Origin of the sequence: Mycobacterium sp. SM1, assembly GCF_018361265.1 — a bacterium.
GTDB lineage: Bacteria > Actinomycetota > Actinomycetes > Mycobacteriales > Mycobacteriaceae > Mycobacterium.
Genome location: NZ_JAFLNH010000001.1, coordinates 160,774 through 176,024, shown reverse-complemented (window position 1 = coordinate 176,024; position 15,251 = coordinate 160,774). Strand labels below are relative to the sequence as shown.

The following is a 15,251-nucleotide window of genomic DNA, read 5'->3' as shown; positions in this document are numbered from 1 at the left end:
GGAAAGGCGGTGCCGCGATGACTGCCACCGACATTGACCGCAAGCTGGGTGCCGATCTGGCCGCCGATCTGGCCGCTACCGCACTCACCCTGGCTAAACGGTTCGCGGCGGGCGCCACCATGTGGTCCATCGCGCCGGGCTGGGAGCCGCACGCCCTGCACATCGCGGTGGAATTCATCCATCCGGTGATCGTGGGCAAGCGGGCGTTGCCCGCGGTGGCGCTGACCGGGCCCGACCTGGTGGATCAGGTGCGGGTTTCAGCGCGTGCGGGTGACATCGTGATCGGCGTCGGCGGTGCCGGCAACGTCGAGCTACGTTCGGTGATGCGCCGGTGCCCGGCCTGGGGGACCACCAGCGTCTGGATCGGCAGCGGCGAGCGACCTCGGCCGGGAAGCGCCGACCACGTGCTATGGCTTGACGACCCTGACCCCAGGGTTCCCGCCACCGGGGGTTTCGTGCTGTTCTATCACCTGCTGTGGGAGCTGACCCACGTTTGCTTCGAGCATCCCGGTCTGGTGAAGCCCGCTGCCGCAGCACCCGTGTGTGTCACCTGCAGCGACGAAGGTCGCCTCGGCGAGGTGCTGGCAGCATCGGCCGACGGCACGGCCCAGGTGCGCACCGCCCAGGGTGTCGAGACCGTCGCGACCACCCTGATCGACCCGGTGCTCGCCGGCGATCTGGTGCTCGTGCACGCCGGGACCGCGATTTGCCGCGTCGGCGACGATGGGCCCGGCGTGGCCGGGCTGGAGGAGCGGCGCCAATGAGCCGCGTCGGCGACGATGGGCCCGGCGTGGCCGGGCTGGAGGAGCGGCGCCAATGAACCGCGTCGGCGACGATGGGCCCGGCGTGGCCGGGCTGGAGGAGCGGCGCCAATGAGCCGCGTCGGCGACGATGGGCCCGGCGTGGCCGGGCTGGAGGAGCGGCGCCAACTAACCGCGCTCGAGGAGGAAAGCCGATGAGCCCGCAGGCATCGGAGCAGGAGCCGACCAACTTCTTGTACCCGTTCATCGACGCGCAGGAAGACGACGTCGACTCGCTGCTAGCCGACCTCGCCGCATCCGCGCAGGCAAAGGCGGCCGAAAGCCTGGCGCTGCGCCGCTGCACGCTGGAGGCCAACACCGAACTGTTGGGGCGGGCCGCCGCCGAGATGGCGCGTCGTTTCGCGGCGGGCGGGCGGCTGTTCACCTTCGGTAACGGCGGCAGTTGCACGGATTCGACGACACTGGCGAAGCTGTTCGCCCGGCCCCCGATCGGCAAGCCGCTGCCGGCCTGGTCGTTGACGGCCGATCAGGCGATCTTGACCGCGCTAGGCAACGACGTGGGCTACGAGCTGGTGTTTGCCCGGCAGTTGATTGCTCGTGCGAAGGCAGGCGACATTGCGATCGCCATGTCCACCAGCGGCAATTCGCCGAATCTGATCACCGCGCTGCGCGAGGCCCGTCAACGCGGGATGTACACCATCGGCTTCGCCGGATACGACGGGGGCGCGTTCGCCAATAACCCCGACGTCGACGCCTGCTTCATCGTTCGGTCACAAAGCGTGCACCGGATCCAGGAATCGCAAGCGCTGCTGGGCTATAAGCTGTGGCTGGCGGTGCACGAACAGGCCGAGTTGCAGGGGGCGGTGGCGTGATGGGTAAGTCAGCAAGCGAATACCTCTCGTCGGGCCCGGGATTCGATGAGAGTCAGGTGATCGAGCGGATCGAGTCGTTTCGCCGGCGCCGTCCGCGCCTGCTTGATGAGCATGTGACCTTGGCGCACGGTGCTGGTGGCAAGGCTTCGGCGGCTTTGGTGGATGCGGTGTTTGTGGAGGCGTTTCGTAATCCGCTGCTGGAGTCGCTGGGTGATAGCGCGGTCCTGGGGTTGCCGAGTGGTGAGCGCGTGGCGATCTCCACTGATTCATTTGTGGTGCAGCCCAGGTGGTTTCCGGGCGGTTCGATCGGCGAGTTGGCCGTGCACGGCACGGCCAACGACCTCGCGGTGGCCGGGGCGGTGCCGCAGTGGATCTCGGCGGCGTTTGTGCTCGAGGAGGGTTTTGCGATCGCGGAGCTGAAAGACATTGTGGCCGACATGGCGGCGGCGGCCGCGCAAACCGGTGTGCAGGTCGTCACCGGGGACACCAAGGTGGTGCCTAGGGGCGCGGCCGATGGGGTGTTTATCACCACCACGGGCGCCGGTGTTATTCCTGAGGGTCGGCGGTTGTCCGCGGGGTCGGTGCGCGCGGGTGATAAGGTGCTGCTCTCCGGGTCGATGGGTGATCACGGGATGGCGGTGATGCTGGCCCGCGGGGATTTGGCTTTGGAGGCCGATATCCGCTCTGATACCGCCTCGGTGAGCCCGCTGGTGGAGTTGCTGCTGGCGGCGGCGCCGTCGACGCGCTGGCTGCGTGACCCCACCCGCGGGGGGGTGGGCACGGTGTGCAATGAGCTGGCGCGGGCGTGCGGCTTGGGGGTGGTGCTCGAGGAGGAGCGCTTGCCGGTGCGCCCGATGGTCGCCGGCGCGTGTGAGCTGCTGGGTATCGACCCGCTGTATGTCGCCAACGAGGGCAAGGTCCTGGCGGTGGTGGCGCCGGGGGAGGCCGAAGCCGCGCTGGGGGCGTTGCGCTCGCATCCGCTGGGCGCGGATGCGGCCGAGATCGGGGAGATCGTCGCAGAGCCCGCGGACACCGTGGTGGTGCGCACCGGGTTTGGGGGTACCCGCATCGTGGACATGCTCGTTGGTGACCCGCTGCCGCGGATCTGCTAAGAGAGGACGTGACGCGCATGTGTTTGGGGATTCCGGGGCGGATCGTGCAGATCAGCGATCCGGAAAACTATTTGGCGACGGTGGATGTCAGTGGTGTGCGGCGCACGATTAGCGTGCGGCTGCTAGAAGGCGACATGCCCCAACCCGACGACTGGGTGCTGGTGCATGTCGGCTTCGCGATGGCCAAGATCGACGAGACCGAGGCGTTGCTCACGCTGGCGGCGGTCCAAAAGCTCGGGGATGCCTATAGCTCCGAGGTGGCGGCCTTTGACTCCTCGGCGATCGTGTAGCCGGGAAGGGGCAGATATGAAATTCGTTGACGAGTTCCGGGATCCGGCGGCGGCGCGCAAACTGCTGGTGGCCATCGAGCATTTGGCCGGCGATGGGGGTGAGCGTTTCAAGTTCATGGAGGTGTGCGGCGGGCACACCCACACCATCTACCGGCACGGCATCGAGCATCTGCTGCCCGAGAACGTGGAGCTGGTGCACGGCCCGGGTTGCCCGGTGTGCGTGATCCCGATGGGCCGCATCGATGACGCCATGTGGCTGGCCGGGCAGCCCGGCATGGTCTTCACCTGCTTTGGCGACATGATGCGGGTACCCGGCTCCACCGGGAACCTGCTGGACGCCAAGGCCCGCGGCGCCGATGTGCGGTTTGTCTACTCGCCGCTGGACGCGCTGAAGATCGCGGTGGATAACCCGGGCAAGCAGGTGGTGTTTTTCGCGGTCGGTTTCGAGACCACCGCGCCGTCGACCGCGGTGACGCTGGTGCGGGCCCGTGAGCTGGGTGTGACCAATTTCAGCGTGTTTTGCAACCACGTCACGATCATTCCGCCGATCAAGGCCATCCTGGATTCACCGGATTTGCGGCTGTCGGGGTTTATCGGGCCCGGGCATGTCTCCACGGTGGTCGGTGTGCGACCGTATCGGTTCGTGCCCGAGGTCTACGGAAAGCCGCTGGTGGTGTCCGGCTTTGAGCCGCTGGACATCCTGGCGTCGGTGGCGATGCTGCTGCGCCAGATCCGCGAGGGCCGCTGCCAGGTGGAAAACCAGTACCAGCGGGTGGTGCCCGAAAACGGCAACCCGGCGGCGCTGGCGCTGATGGGCACGGTGTTTGCGCTGCGCCCGCACTTCGAATGGCGGGGATTGGGGTTTATTTCGCAAAGCGCGCTGCGCCTGCGTGACGACTTCGCCGGCTTTGACGCCGAGCTGCGTTACCAGATGCCCGGTGTGCGGGTCGCCGACCCGAAGGCCTGCCAGTGCGGTGAGGTGCTCAAGGGTGTCCTCAAGCCTTGGGAATGCAAGGTTTTCGGAACCGCATGCACCCCGGAGACCCCGATCGGCACGTGCATGGTCTCACCGGAGGGCGCTTGCGCGGCCTACTACAACTTCGGCCGGATGCACCGCGACGCCGCCAAGCTGGTGGGATCACCAAGGCGGGCGTGACGGTGGCGGCGCCGACCGTGGACCGGTGGGCTAGCCGGGGGGCGGAGATGTTCGCCCGCTACGCCTATGCCCCCAACGCGCTGGGCTATTGCGGCCCGCCGCTGGGGGCGACGTTGCGCGACGGGTCGGTCCAAGACGTGCGAAGCGCGGCGGCGAGGTTTTCCGGCGCCTGGCCCTACCTGCAGGTGCTTTCCCGCATGACCGGTATCGCCGACCCGCTGGACTACCGGCTCGTCGAGTCCTACTGGCTCGGCGGGGGCGTCGGGGCGAGCCTCGACCGGCGCGCGTTTACCGCCGAGTTGCTCGCCATCATCGGCCCCCAGGCCGGCCACTACTGGGCGCATCTGACCCCCGAGCTGGCATCCGAGGCGGCCGCCAACCACTGCTTTCACGTCTTCGGGGTCTATCCCTGGACCAGGCTGCTGGGCCGCGGCATCGACGAGCACCCACTCAACGTGCTCGACAACTGCCGAATCACCTGGGGCACAGTGCTTTCCCGCGACAGCGACGACGTCGTGGTGTCGTGCCGGCGACTGGTCTGGGACGGTCACCGGCTGGGACTGTCCGAACCTGAGGCCCGCCAGCTGGAGGTGTGGGCCGACGGCTACAGCGCGGTGCCCGACGTGGCCGTGGGCGACCAAGTAGCCGTCCACTGGGGCCGGCTTTGCGGCCGGCTACAACCCCAGCAGATCCAGGCACTCACCGACAGCACCACCCGCCAACTACGGGTAACCAACCAGCGCCTGGCACAGGCATAGACCCATCAGTCCAAGATTCTGCGGGCGACGTTGGTGCTGACCAGATCGAGCAGCTCGTCGCCGCGACCGGCGAGGATGGTGCGGATCGCATACAGCGAGAACCCTTTTGCCTGCTCGGCGGTGATGACCGGTGGGATGCTCAGTTCCTGGCGTGCGGTGACGACATCGACAACGGCCGGTCCCGCGTAGCTGAAGGCATCGCTCAATGCGGATGGCAGATCGGCGGGTTTTTCGACGCGCCGGCCAAATATTCCCATCGCGTGGGCCACCGCCGCGAAGTCAATGGTGTTGAGCTCGGTGCCGAAGTTGACAAACCCGGCGGCTTTCATCTCCAGCTCCACGAAGCTCAGCGACGAATTGTTGAACACGATCACCTTCACCGGCAGGTTGTTCTGCACGAGGGTGGCCAATTCGCCGAACAGCATTGTCAGGCCGCCGTCACCGGCCAGCGCCACCACCTGGCGGCCGCGATCGACGGTTTGGGCACCGATCGCGTGCGGCAACGCGCACGCCATGGTGCCGTGGGTAGCTGATCCGATCAGCCGCCGCCGGCCGTTCATGGTCAAATAACGCGCTGCCCAAATGGTGGGGGTGCCGACATCGTAGGTGAACACCGCGTCATCGTCAGCCAACCGATCCGCAAGCCGGGCAACGTATTCCGGTCGGATCGGTGTGCGGTCGCGGTCATTGACCGCCAAGTCGTCCAGCGACTTGCGGGTCTTGCGGTAATGCCGCAGCGCGCGCTCCAAGTGGTCGCGAGTGCTCTTCGGTGTCAGCAGCGGCCGCAAGCCGACTATGGTGTCCTTTACCGTGCCCACCAGGCCGAGGTCAACCGGGACGCGCCGGCCGATATGGCTGCCACGGATGTCAACTTGGATAATGCGGGCATCGTCGGGATAGAACTGCCGATAGGGGAAATCGGTGCCGAGCATCAGCAGCACCTCGGCTTCCCGGATGGCTTTGTATCCCGAGGCGAATCCCAGCAGACCGGTCATGCCGACGTCATATGGGTTGTCGTATTCGATGAACTCCTTGCCGCGCAGCGCATGCACGATCGGCGCCTGCAACGTCGCGGCCAGGCTGACCAATTCGTCGTGGGCGCCCGCGCACCCGGCGCCACCGAGGATCGTGATACGTGTGTGCGCGTTGAGGATGTCGGCGGCCTGATGCAGCGCCTCGTCGTCGGGACGCATGAGCGACCGAGTGGCTAACACCGGCCTGATCTTCCAGTCCGGGTCGCGCAGACGGCTTGTGAAGACCTCACCGGGGATCACTACCACGGCCACGCCGCACTCCGCCACCGCCGTGCGCATCGCGATCTGCACGATGCGAGGCGCCATCTCGGGATTGCTGACCAGCTCGCAGTACACGCTGCACTCACGGAACAGCTCTTGCGGATGCGTTTCCTGGAAATACCCCGAGCCGACCTCGGCCAGCGGTATATGTGCCGCGATTGCCAGCACCGGCACCCGGGTTCGCTGGGCGTCGAACAAGCCGTTGATCAGATGCAGATTTCCCGGGCCGCAACTGCCTACGCATACCGCCAGCCGACCGGTCAACGTGGCGTCAGCGGCTGCGGCGAACGCCGCAGCCTCTTCGTGACGCACGTGCTCCCAGCTGATGCCGCCGGCGCGACGGATGGCGTCGGTGAAACCGTTCAGGCTGTCCCCAGGGAGGCCGTAAACTCGCTGCACCCCACTGGCTTTCAAGGCAGCGATGAGGTGCTGCGCTACGGTTGCCATACCCGCTCCCAAGGGGTCGCTAGTCGTATTTGGGTACCCACATGGCGTCGGTGATGGTTTGCCCAACGTTATCGTGGGTTTTGGTGGCCACTCCGTCACCGACGGCGGCACCGTAGACCGCCTCGGCGACGATAGCCGACACGGCACGCAGATTCTGCACGTCAGGTAGCAGCGCGCCACCCCTGATCGTTGGGTTCGATTGCCGGGCAATGGCTTTAGCTGCCGCATCGAGCATGCGTTTGGTCACTCGCCGCGCGCCAGCCACGATGACACCCAGCCCCAGTCCGGGGAACACCAACGCATTATTGGCCTGCCCGATAACGTAGGTCGTGCCGCGGTATTGCACGAGCGGAACCGGGCTGCCGGTCGCGACCAGCGCCTTGCCGTCCGACCAGGTCAGCACATCGGCGGGCATCGCTTCCATGTGCGACGTCGGGTTCGACAGCGGGAGGATAAGCGGCCGCTCGGTCGAGGCCGCCATCGCCTGGATCACCTCACGGGTGAACGCTCTGTACACCGTCGAGCAGCCGACCAGGATGGTCGGTGCCGCGAGTTTGATGGTGTCGAGCAGCCCGACGCCGGCAACTGCGTCAAGCCCCAGCATCGCCCGGCTCTTGGCGTAGGGACGCTGGAAATCACACAGGCCGTCCATGTCGTCGAACAACAGCCCCTGCTTGTCCACGGGCCAGATTTGTGAGTTGGCCTGTTCCACGGTGGCGCCGTCGGTCACCATCGCGTCGCGGATCTGATCGGCGACCCCAATGCCGGCGGTGCCGGCACCAAAGATGACGACTTTTTGGTCGCGCAATGGGATCCGGGTAACCCGGATTGCGCTGTATATCGCCGCCATCACGACTGCGCCGGTGCCCTGCACGTCGTCGTTGAACACACAGTGATCCGATGAGTAGCGGCCCAGGATGGCGCGGGCATTGTGGGGTGCGAAGTCTTCGAAATGCAGCATCGCACGCGGAAATAGCCGGTGAGCCGTCTCGATGTAGCGGCGGATGAACTCCTCGTAGTCGGCGCCGCGATGACGGGCATGGCGGTTGCCCAGGTAAAACGGGTCCTGCAGCAGTTGCTCGTTATCGGTGCCGACGTCGAGCACGACCGGGATGGTGCGGCACGGATCGATACCGCCTCCGGCGGTGAACAGCGCCAACTTGGCGACGGAGATCTGGATGCCGCCGACTCCCCAGTCACCGATGCCCAGGATCGCCTCGGCATCGGTGCACACAATCAGGTCGACATCGTCGGGGCCGAGTCCGAATGTCTCGAAAGACTCCGCGATTTCGTCGGGGTGGTCGATCGATAAGAACAACCCCCGCTGCCCGCGATACTCATCGGAGAAACGCTGGATCGCCTCGCCGACGGTGGGCGTGTACACGATCGGCATCAACTCGGCCAAATGGTCTGTGAGCACCTTGAAGTACAGCACTTGGTTGCGGTAGTGCAGCTGATCCAGAAGAAGATTACGACCCAGATCGGTTGCCATGCTTTGCAACTGATGCCACACGCGTTCCGCTTGCTGCTCCAGGGTGAGCACCGCAGGAGGGAGCCGTCCGGTCAGCCCCAGTTTACGGCGCTGTTCGTGGGTGAACCCGACCCCCCGATTTAGGCTCGGGGTTGCCATCGCAACCGGAATCCGTGGCACGACTGCCCCTGGCATTGTCTTCCTTCCGACGGTTGCCATCTTGCCGCTATCCGGCCACCATTGAGGTCGGCGTGCGGCCTACCGCTGAGCTCAACAGCACCGAATCGCCAGCGCCACCGGTCAGGTCTTGTCCTCATTGTTGCGGGGGAAGCCCCCACCCTGTGGGAACAGCGGAAACACCACGTCATCGAACTTGGTGGCGTCACCGTCGGTTCTGTTAACCGTTGCACCCCAGACGTTTCCGTCCGGAGCCATCCGCAACGCCCAGGCGTGGCCGTGAGTCTTCTGGCGGACCACGTCGGGTTCACCGGTAACCGCCCCCGATGCCGGGGCGAGGTGCACCGCCACCGTCTGCATGGGGTTGATCAGGTTGATCAGCACGGTGCCGTCCAGGGCCGCGCAGCCGGCCACGCCGGGCTTGTCCGGCCAGGTCCACACCGTGGACACCTGCGATTCTCGGGTGATGCGTTGCAGCCGGTCGGCGCTGGGGGCACGGTCGAGCACATACAGTGAGCCGTCGACCGGGTCTTTGCACAACCCGCCGCCGGAGCCGATACCGGTGAGCGCCGTCGTTGGTGGCGCCTGGTTGATGGTGGTGGGTTGTTCGATCCGGATAACCTTGCCCGCTAACGATCCTGGATCGGCGGCCATCGCCGGGTTGCCCGCATCGCCGGTCAGCACCACCAGCGTGGTGCGGCTGGTGAAAAGAAGCGCACCGGTGTTCCCGGTCGCGCCCTTGGGGATGCCGGTCAGGATGTCCTTCGGGATATCGCCGTCGGTGACGCGGACCACTCGGTTGTCGCTGGGCGTGCTGATATAGGCGTACATCAGGCGGTCTTGCGAATACGTGGGTGACAACACGATGTCCATCAATCCGCCGTCACCGGCCGGGTCGACCGGGATGACCGTCTTGACCTTCGGCTCGGCGTAAAGGGAGACTTCCTTGACCGCACCGGTGACGCGCTCGGCGACCAACGCGGATTTGCTATCGGGCAGCATGATCAGGCCGCTGGTGCTCTCCAGGCAACCCTGCATCACGCCTGGGGCCGGACATATCTTCGGGAACGGCTTGGCGGGCAACGGCGGCGGGGGCGGAGGCGTCGACGTGGGCGGTGCCATCAGCTTCGGTTCGGTGGTGAAGGGTTGTGACTGGGCGTTGTTGAACCGTGCGCAGCCGCTCGCCGCGAGCAGCGCGGTACACAGCACAGCGCTCCAGCATCGAACCGATGGCCGTATCCGCATAGCTGCCAGGTTACGGACATGACGGGCGGCACCGCTATACCGCACCGCTATTACGGATCGCCGGCTCGCCCTCGCCGATGGGCCCCCGGCCACAACGGGCGGTGTCGTGGCCCGAGGTGAGACTTCTTCAACGCCGAATGGGGGTGGGGAACCGCCGGAAAATCCGGACAACTCGGCAAAAGCATCGCTTAAATCCGCAATTTGCCCGGCAAATGCCCTTACGCTGGCACGCGTGACCAGTCAATCGAATGACTCAGATTGGCGCCGGCCGGACGATTCCGGGGCGCAAACTCAGCTGCGATCGGCTTCGGCAAACCTGGTCGACCCGGACGACGACTTGCCGTCAGCTAACTATTCAGGCGATTTTGAGACCACCGCGATCCCGCACTACAGCTCCGGCAGCCCAGTTGTCGCCGGATCTGGTTACGGTTGGATCGGCCAGCATGACGGCTTGTCCTACGGGCGGCAGCGGGCGGGGGGGCGACACTCCGCAACCCCGCCAGAGCATACCCCAGACCATATCGAGGTGGGCGAAGACGATGAGCGGGTGCGCGCAGCGGGCCGGCGCGGCACTCAGGATCTCGGCCTGCTGATATTACGAGCCGGTCTGGGGGCGGTACTGGTCGCTCATGGGCTGCAAACGCTCTTCGGCTGGTGGGGTGGGCAGGGCCGGACGGGATTCACCCACTCGTTGACTGCGGCGGGTTACCGGCATGCCGAAATCCTCACCTATGTGGGTCCCGGCGGGGAGGTCGTCGCGGGGGTCTTGCTGGTGCTGGGATTGGTCACCCCGCTGGCCGCCGCGGGAGCGCTGGCCTATCTGATCAACGACCTGCTCGCCGGCGTGTCAACCCAGCCGCACTCGCGATTGTCGTTCTTCCTTCCGCACGGGCATGAATACGAGCTCACCCTTATCGTCGTCGCCATTGCGGTCATCTTGATCGGTCCGGGCCGCTATGGTTTCGACGCCGGTCGCGGCTGGGCTCGCCGGCCGTTCATCGGATCGTTGGCGGCATTGCTCGGCGGGATCGGCGCCGGCATCGCGGTATGGGTGCTGCTGAACGGCGCGAACCCGCTGGGCTAACGGCCCGGCCTTCTCCTCGCGCCGCTGCGCGGCGCGCATCGTCGGCCGGTGGGGTTGGATGGCCGGCCTTCTCCTCGCGCCGCTGTGCGGCGCGCATCGTCGGCCGGCTAGCGATACGGGTTGGGTACCCGTCCCGCACTCGCCTCGGCCAGCAGCGGCAGCGTCGCGAAGCTGACCGCAGGCAATCGCAACTCCCCGCCGCTCTTGAGCTGTGCCCGCGCCCACGAACCCTTGCGGAACCGCAGCCCGTGGATCTCCTCCCAGCGCACGGTCTGGCTACCGAGCAGTGTCCGCACGGTTACGCCCTGGTCGTCGGCGACCGTGCGTAACCGGATGACCAGCGCCGACAACACCACCGGAATGACGAGCAGCGGAGCGGTTACCGGCCAGGTCAGTACGGGCACAAGTAGCCCAAGGGTGGTGAATCCGACCGCGAAATGCGCCATCGGCGATATCCTGATCACCACCGGCTGTCCGGGTGATGTTCGGGCCGACGAATCCGAAGCCATCTTTGCATCTTTTCATCGGGTTTTGCTCGGGTGTCATTGGCGGCTCTGTTTTCATTGCCCGCTATTGGGCCCGCTATTTGGGTAGGTGCTCGCCGTCGCCGATCGGCACCCTGAAGATCACGACGATCACCGGTGAGCACCCGGATTCGATCACCTGGTTTACCGGAGGGGCAACCCCGGACCGCGCGCCGTGTCACCGAGCGGGATTTGACGCCCGAGCTGTGCGGAGGCTACCGTCAAATTATGCAGACTCGCGGTGTGCCGGTAGTACCTGGTCGGCGCGTTGGTGCTTGGCGCGGGTAACGTTCCGGCAGCAACGCGCAACCCTCGTGCAGCAAGCTGAGCTGGCGGGGGTTTTTTGTTGCTTACCATTGCGCATTCGCCCGCGAGACCAGCAGAGTTGGGACCAAGAGCTAAGAGGACACAGTGAGCGCACCTACCACGCGGCCCCCGTTGGCTTCGAAGGACAAGCCGCACGCCGCCAACGGCGCTTCGGGCACCGGCAAATCCCCGGCGGGGCTATCCGATAGACAATCAAAACGGATTGCGCCGCAGCAGCTTACCGGAGCGCAGTCGGTTGTGCGGTCGTTAGAGGAGCTGGACGTCGAGGTGATCTTCGGAATCCCGGGGGGCGCGGTGCTGCCGGTATACGACCCGCTGTTCGACTCGAAGAAGTTGCGGCACGTGCTGGTTCGCCATGAGCAAGGCGCCGGTCACGCCGCCAGCGGCTACGCCCATGCCACCGGCAGGGTCGGCGTCTGCATGGCTACCTCCGGTCCCGGCGCAACCAACCTGGTCACCCCGCTAGCCGACGCTCAGATGGACTCCATTCCGGTCGTCGCGATCACCGGGCAGGTCGGGCGTTCGCTGATCGGGACCGACGCCTTCCAGGAGGCCGACATCTCCGGCATCACCATGCCGATCACCAAGCACAACTTCCTGGTCCGCAGCGGTGATGAGATTCCGCGGGTGCTGGCCGAGGCGTTCCACATCGCGTCCACCGGACGCCCCGGTGCGGTCCTCGTCGATATCCCCAAGGACGTCTTGCAGGGCCAGTGCACGTTTTCCTGGCCGCCGCGACTGGATCTGCCCGGCTACAAGCCCACCGTCAAACCCCACAACCGTCAGGTCCGTGAGGCCGCCAGGCTAATCGCGGCCGCCCGCAAGCCGGTGCTCTACATCGGCGGGGGTGTCATCCGCGGCAACGCCACCGAGCAGTTGCGGGATCTGGCCGAACTTACCGGCATCCCCGTAGTCACCACACTGATGGCCCGCGGCGCGTTCCCGGACAGCCATCGCCAGCATCTGGGCATGCCCGGCATGCACGGCACGGTGGCGGCGGTGGCTGCGTTGCAGCGCAGCGATTTGCTTATCGCGTTGGGTACCCGCTTCGACGACAGGGTCACCGGAAAACTCGACTCGTTCGCCCCCGAGGCCAAGGTCATCCACGCTGACATCGACCCCGCCGAGATCGGCAAGAATCGGCATGCCGACGTGCCGATCGTCGGTGACGTCAAAGCCGTCATCGCCGATCTCATCGTGGCGCTGCGGCATCACGGGGTGTGCGCCGGCGCCCTCGATCTCGACGCCTGGTGGCAGTATCTGCGCAGCGTGCAGGCGACGTATCCGCTGAGCTACGGGCCGCAGAGTGACGGCAGTTTGAGCCCGGAATACGTGATCTCCACGCTGGGCAGGATCGCGGGGCCGGACGCCGTGTACGTCGCCGGTGTCGGTCAGCACCAGATGTGGGCCGCGCAGTTCATCTCGTTTGAGAAGCCGCGCACCTGGATCAACTCTGGAGGCCTGGGCACCATGGGTTTTGCCATCCCGGCGGCCATGGGCGCCAAAATCGGCCGGCCGGACGCCGAGGTGTGGGCGGTCGACGGCGATGGCTGCTTTCAGATGACCAACCAGGAGCTGGCCACCTGTGCCGTCGAGGGTGTGCCGATCAAGGTGGCCTTGATCAACAACGGCAGCCTGGGCATGGTGCGGCAATGGCAGTCGCTGTTTTACGCCGAGCGCTACTCGCAGACCGATCTGGCCACCCACTCGCACCGCATCCCGGACTTCGTGAAGCTGGCCGAGGCGCTGGGCTGTGTGGGGTTGCGGTGCGAGCGTGAAGAAGACGTCATCGGCGTGATCAACCATGCCCGGCGCATCAACGACCGCCCGGTGGTAATCGACTTCATCGTCGGCGCCGACGCTCAGGTGTGGCCGATGGTGGCCGCCGGAACCAGCAACGACGAGATCCAGGCCGCCCGCGGGATTCGCCCGTTGTTCGATGACGACGACAACGAAGGGCATGCCTGATGTCGCCGACACACACGTTGTCGGTGCTGGTCGAAGACAAACCCGGGGTGCTCGCGCGGGTAGCGGCACTGTTCTCGCGGCGTGGCTTCAACATCGAGTCGCTTGCCGTCGGCGCCACCGAGCAGAAGCATATGTCGCGCATGACCATCGTGGTCTCCGCCGAGGACACTCCGCTCGAGCAGATCACGAAGCAGCTGAACAAGCTGATCAACGTCATCAAGATCGTCGAGCACCATCCGGACAGCTCGGTGGCGCGGGAGCTGGCGCTGATCAAAGTGCGCGCCGACGCCGGCACCCGCAGCCAGGTGATCGAAGCGGTAAACCTCTTTCGCGCCAGCGTGATTGACGTCTCGCCGGAGTCGCTGACGGTCGAAGCCACCGGCACACCGGCCAAGATCGAGGCCCTCTTGCGGGTACTCGAGCCGTTCGGCGTCCGCGAGATCGCTCAGTCCGGTGTGGTGTCATTGTCCCGTGGCCCCCGCGGAATCGGCACCGCCAAATGACAACCAAGGAGAAACACGTGGCAGTGGAGATGTTCTACGACGACGACGCAGACCTTTCGATCATCCAGGGACGAAAAGTCGGCGTGATCGGATACGGGAGCCAGGGGCATGCGCACTCGCTGAGCCTGCGCGACTCCGGGGTGGACGTGCGCGTCGGACTGAAGGAAGGCTCGAAGTCGCGCCCGAAGGTCGCCGAGCAAGGCTTGCCGGTCGGCACCCCTGCCGAAGTGTCCCGCTGGGCCGACGTGGTCATGCTGCTGGCTCCCGACACCGCGCAGGCGGACATCTTCACCAACGACATCGAGCCTAACCTGGCTCCGGGCAACGCGTTGCTCTTCGGTCACGGGCTTAACATCCACTTCGGCTTGATCAAGCCCGCCCCCGAGATCACGGTGGCCATGGTCGCCCCGAAGGGGCCCGGGCATCTGGTGCGCCGTCAGTTCGTCGACGGCAAGGGTGTCCCGTGCCTGGTTGCGGTGGCGCAAGATCCATCGGGTGATGGCCTGGCGCTGGCGCTGTCCTACGCCAAAGCCATCGGTGGCACCCGAGCCGGCGTCATCAAGACCACTTTCAAAGACGAGACCGAAACTGACTTGTTCGGCGAGCAGACGGTGCTATGCGGCGGCGTAGAGGAATTGGTCAAGGCGAGCTTCGACATTATGGTCGAGGCCGGCTATCCCGCGGAGCTGGCCTACTTCGAGGTGCTGCACGAGCTCAAGCTGATCGTCGACCTGATGTATGAGGGTGGCATCGGCCGGATGTATTACTCGGTGTCTGACACCGCGGAGTTCGGCGGCTATCTTTCCGGCCCACGGGTGATCGACGCCGAAACCAGGGAGCGGATGCGTGACATTCTGCGCGAAATCCAGGACGGCAGCTTCGTCGAGAAGCTGGTCGCCGATGTCCAAAGCGGCGGCAAGCAGCTGCAGGAGTTGCGCAAACGCAACGCCGAACATCCCATCGAGGCCACCGGTAAGAAGTTGCGCGACTTGATGAGCTGGGTAGACCGCCCGATTACCGAAACCGCCTGAACTACCCAGACATCCGGCGCGACTATGCCCGATGGTGAGTGCCCGCGGCACAGGCTGACACTCGGGTCCAGCGGGGTTTGTCGAAATCAACTATGGCGCTGCGTGTTTCGGCCTGTCGACACGATAGCGTCAGCGAGCGGACGTGTCGCGTCATGACGACGATGCCGATCGGTGGGCAGCGCGTCGGGTAGCTGTGGGGGTACGCGCGACGCCAGGCCGTTGATTAGCCA

General features: G+C 65.7%; 14 protein-coding genes. 10 read left to right on the top strand and 4 right to left on the bottom strand.

Going from position 1 to position 15,251, the window contains the following annotated elements; translation table 11 throughout:
* Positions 1–17 precede the first annotated feature (17 nt).
* The 6 genes from MSM1_RS00795 to MSM1_RS00770 all read left to right on the top strand — a co-directional run bounded on the left by MSM1_RS00795 (position 18) and on the right by MSM1_RS00770 (position 4,949).
* On the top strand, positions 18–764 hold the full coding sequence (locus tag MSM1_RS00795) for a hydrogenase assembly protein HupF (RefSeq protein ID WP_213439761.1): 747 nt from the start codon (positions 18–20) through the stop codon (positions 762–764).
* 191 nt (positions 765–955) lie between these two features.
* On the top strand, positions 956–1,633 hold the full coding sequence (locus tag MSM1_RS00790; RefSeq protein ID WP_213439760.1) for an SIS domain-containing protein: 678 nt from the start codon (positions 956–958) through the stop codon (positions 1,631–1,633).
* Positions 1,633–2,745: a hydrogenase expression/formation protein HypE gene (hypE, locus tag MSM1_RS00785; RefSeq protein ID WP_213439759.1), complete on the top strand. Its 1,113-nt coding sequence runs from the start codon at positions 1,633–1,635 to the stop codon at positions 2,743–2,745. Before MSM1_RS00790 ends, hypE begins: the two co-directional genes overlap by 1 nt.
* A gap of 17 nt (positions 2,746–2,762) precedes the next feature.
* The gene (locus MSM1_RS00780; protein ID WP_213441224.1) at positions 2,763–3,035 is read left to right on the top strand and encodes a HypC/HybG/HupF family hydrogenase formation chaperone; all 273 of its coding nucleotides are present in this window, start codon (positions 2,763–2,765) and stop codon (positions 3,033–3,035) included.
* Between the two features lie 16 nt (positions 3,036–3,051).
* Positions 3,052–4,191, top strand: coding sequence for a hydrogenase formation protein HypD (gene hypD, locus MSM1_RS00775; protein ID WP_213439758.1), 1,140 nt, complete (start codon positions 3,052–3,054; stop codon positions 4,189–4,191).
* Entirely contained in the window at positions 4,188–4,949 is a 762-nt protein-coding gene (locus MSM1_RS00770; protein WP_307857243.1) for a DUF6390 family protein, read from the top strand. Before hypD ends, MSM1_RS00770 begins: the two co-directional genes overlap by 4 nt.
* Positions 4,950–4,954: 5 nt before the next feature.
* On the opposite strand, the gene poxB is transcribed toward MSM1_RS00770, so the two are convergent.
* The 3 genes from poxB to MSM1_RS00755 form a co-directional block, all read right to left on the bottom strand.
* Positions 4,955–6,691, bottom strand: a complete 1,737-nt coding sequence (gene poxB / locus MSM1_RS00765; protein WP_213439757.1) for a ubiquinone-dependent pyruvate dehydrogenase — start codon at positions 6,689–6,691, stop codon at positions 4,955–4,957.
* A 19-nt stretch (positions 6,692–6,710) separates the two neighbouring features.
* The gene (locus tag MSM1_RS00760) at positions 6,711–8,357 is read right to left on the bottom strand and encodes an NAD-dependent malic enzyme (RefSeq protein WP_213439756.1); all 1,647 of its coding nucleotides are present in this window, start codon (positions 8,355–8,357) and stop codon (positions 6,711–6,713) included.
* Positions 8,358–8,462: 105 nt separating this feature from the next.
* On the bottom strand, positions 8,463–9,584 hold the full coding sequence (locus MSM1_RS00755; protein WP_213439755.1) for a sorbosone dehydrogenase family protein: 1,122 nt from the start codon (positions 9,582–9,584) through the stop codon (positions 8,463–8,465).
* A gap of 232 nt (positions 9,585–9,816) precedes the next feature.
* On the opposite strand from MSM1_RS00755, the gene MSM1_RS00750 reads away from it, so the two are divergent.
* Positions 9,817–10,668 carry a DoxX family protein gene (locus tag MSM1_RS00750; protein WP_213439754.1) on the top strand — a complete coding sequence of 284 codons (852 nt, stop codon included), beginning with the start codon at positions 9,817–9,819 and terminating at the stop codon, positions 10,666–10,668.
* Positions 10,669–10,775: 107 nt separating this feature from the next.
* Here the strand turns inward: MSM1_RS00750 and MSM1_RS00745 are convergent, their stop codons facing one another.
* On the bottom strand, positions 10,776–11,177 hold the full coding sequence (locus MSM1_RS00745) for a PH domain-containing protein (RefSeq protein WP_213439753.1): 402 nt from the start codon (positions 11,175–11,177) through the stop codon (positions 10,776–10,778).
* 426 nt (positions 11,178–11,603) lie between these two features.
* Here MSM1_RS00745 and MSM1_RS00740 point away from each other — a divergent pair, with 426 nt between their 5' ends.
* The 3 genes from MSM1_RS00740 to ilvC are packed head-to-tail and all read left to right on the top strand — an operon-like array spanning position 11,604 to position 15,021.
* Positions 11,604–13,487, top strand: coding sequence for an acetolactate synthase large subunit (locus MSM1_RS00740; RefSeq protein WP_307857242.1), 1,884 nt, complete (start codon positions 11,604–11,606; stop codon positions 13,485–13,487).
* The gene (ilvN, locus tag MSM1_RS00735; protein ID WP_213439752.1) at positions 13,487–13,990 is read left to right on the top strand and encodes an acetolactate synthase small subunit; all 504 of its coding nucleotides are present in this window, start codon (positions 13,487–13,489) and stop codon (positions 13,988–13,990) included. The genes MSM1_RS00740 and ilvN overlap by 1 nt, the downstream gene beginning before the upstream one ends.
* A gap of 29 nt (positions 13,991–14,019) precedes the next feature.
* Positions 14,020–15,021, top strand: coding sequence for a ketol-acid reductoisomerase (gene ilvC / locus MSM1_RS00730; RefSeq protein WP_213441221.1), 1,002 nt, complete (start codon positions 14,020–14,022; stop codon positions 15,019–15,021).
* The last annotated feature ends 230 nt before the right edge of the window (positions 15,022–15,251 follow it).

Bases quoted from the DNA above. Each gene is read 5' to 3' on its own strand.
- MSM1_RS00795 (WP_213439761.1), top strand. From the start codon at position 18: ATGACTGCCACCGACATTGACCGCAAGCTGGGTGCCGATCTGGCCGCC.
- MSM1_RS00790 (WP_213439760.1), top strand. From the start codon at position 956: ATGAGCCCGCAGGCATCGGAGCAGGAGCCGACCAACTTCTTGTACCCG.
- hypE (WP_213439759.1), top strand. From the start codon at position 1,633: ATGGGTAAGTCAGCAAGCGAATACCTCTCGTCGGGCCCGGGATTCGAT.
- MSM1_RS00780 (WP_213441224.1), top strand. From the start codon at position 2,763: ATGTGTTTGGGGATTCCGGGGCGGATCGTGCAGATCAGCGATCCGGAA.
- hypD (WP_213439758.1), top strand. From the start codon at position 3,052: ATGAAATTCGTTGACGAGTTCCGGGATCCGGCGGCGGCGCGCAAACTG.
- poxB (WP_213439757.1), bottom strand. From the start codon at position 6,691: ATGGCAACCGTAGCGCAGCACCTCATCGCTGCCTTGAAAGCCAGTGGG.
- MSM1_RS00760 (WP_213439756.1), bottom strand. From the start codon at position 8,357: ATGCCAGGGGCAGTCGTGCCACGGATTCCGGTTGCGATGGCAACCCCG.
- MSM1_RS00755 (WP_213439755.1), bottom strand. From the start codon at position 9,584: ATGCGGATACGGCCATCGGTTCGATGCTGGAGCGCTGTGCTGTGTACC.
- MSM1_RS00745 (WP_213439753.1), bottom strand. From the start codon at position 11,177: ATGGCTTCGGATTCGTCGGCCCGAACATCACCCGGACAGCCGGTGGTG.
- ilvN (WP_213439752.1), top strand. From the start codon at position 13,487: ATGTCGCCGACACACACGTTGTCGGTGCTGGTCGAAGACAAACCCGGG.
- ilvC (WP_213441221.1), top strand. From the start codon at position 14,020: ATGTTCTACGACGACGACGCAGACCTTTCGATCATCCAGGGACGAAAA.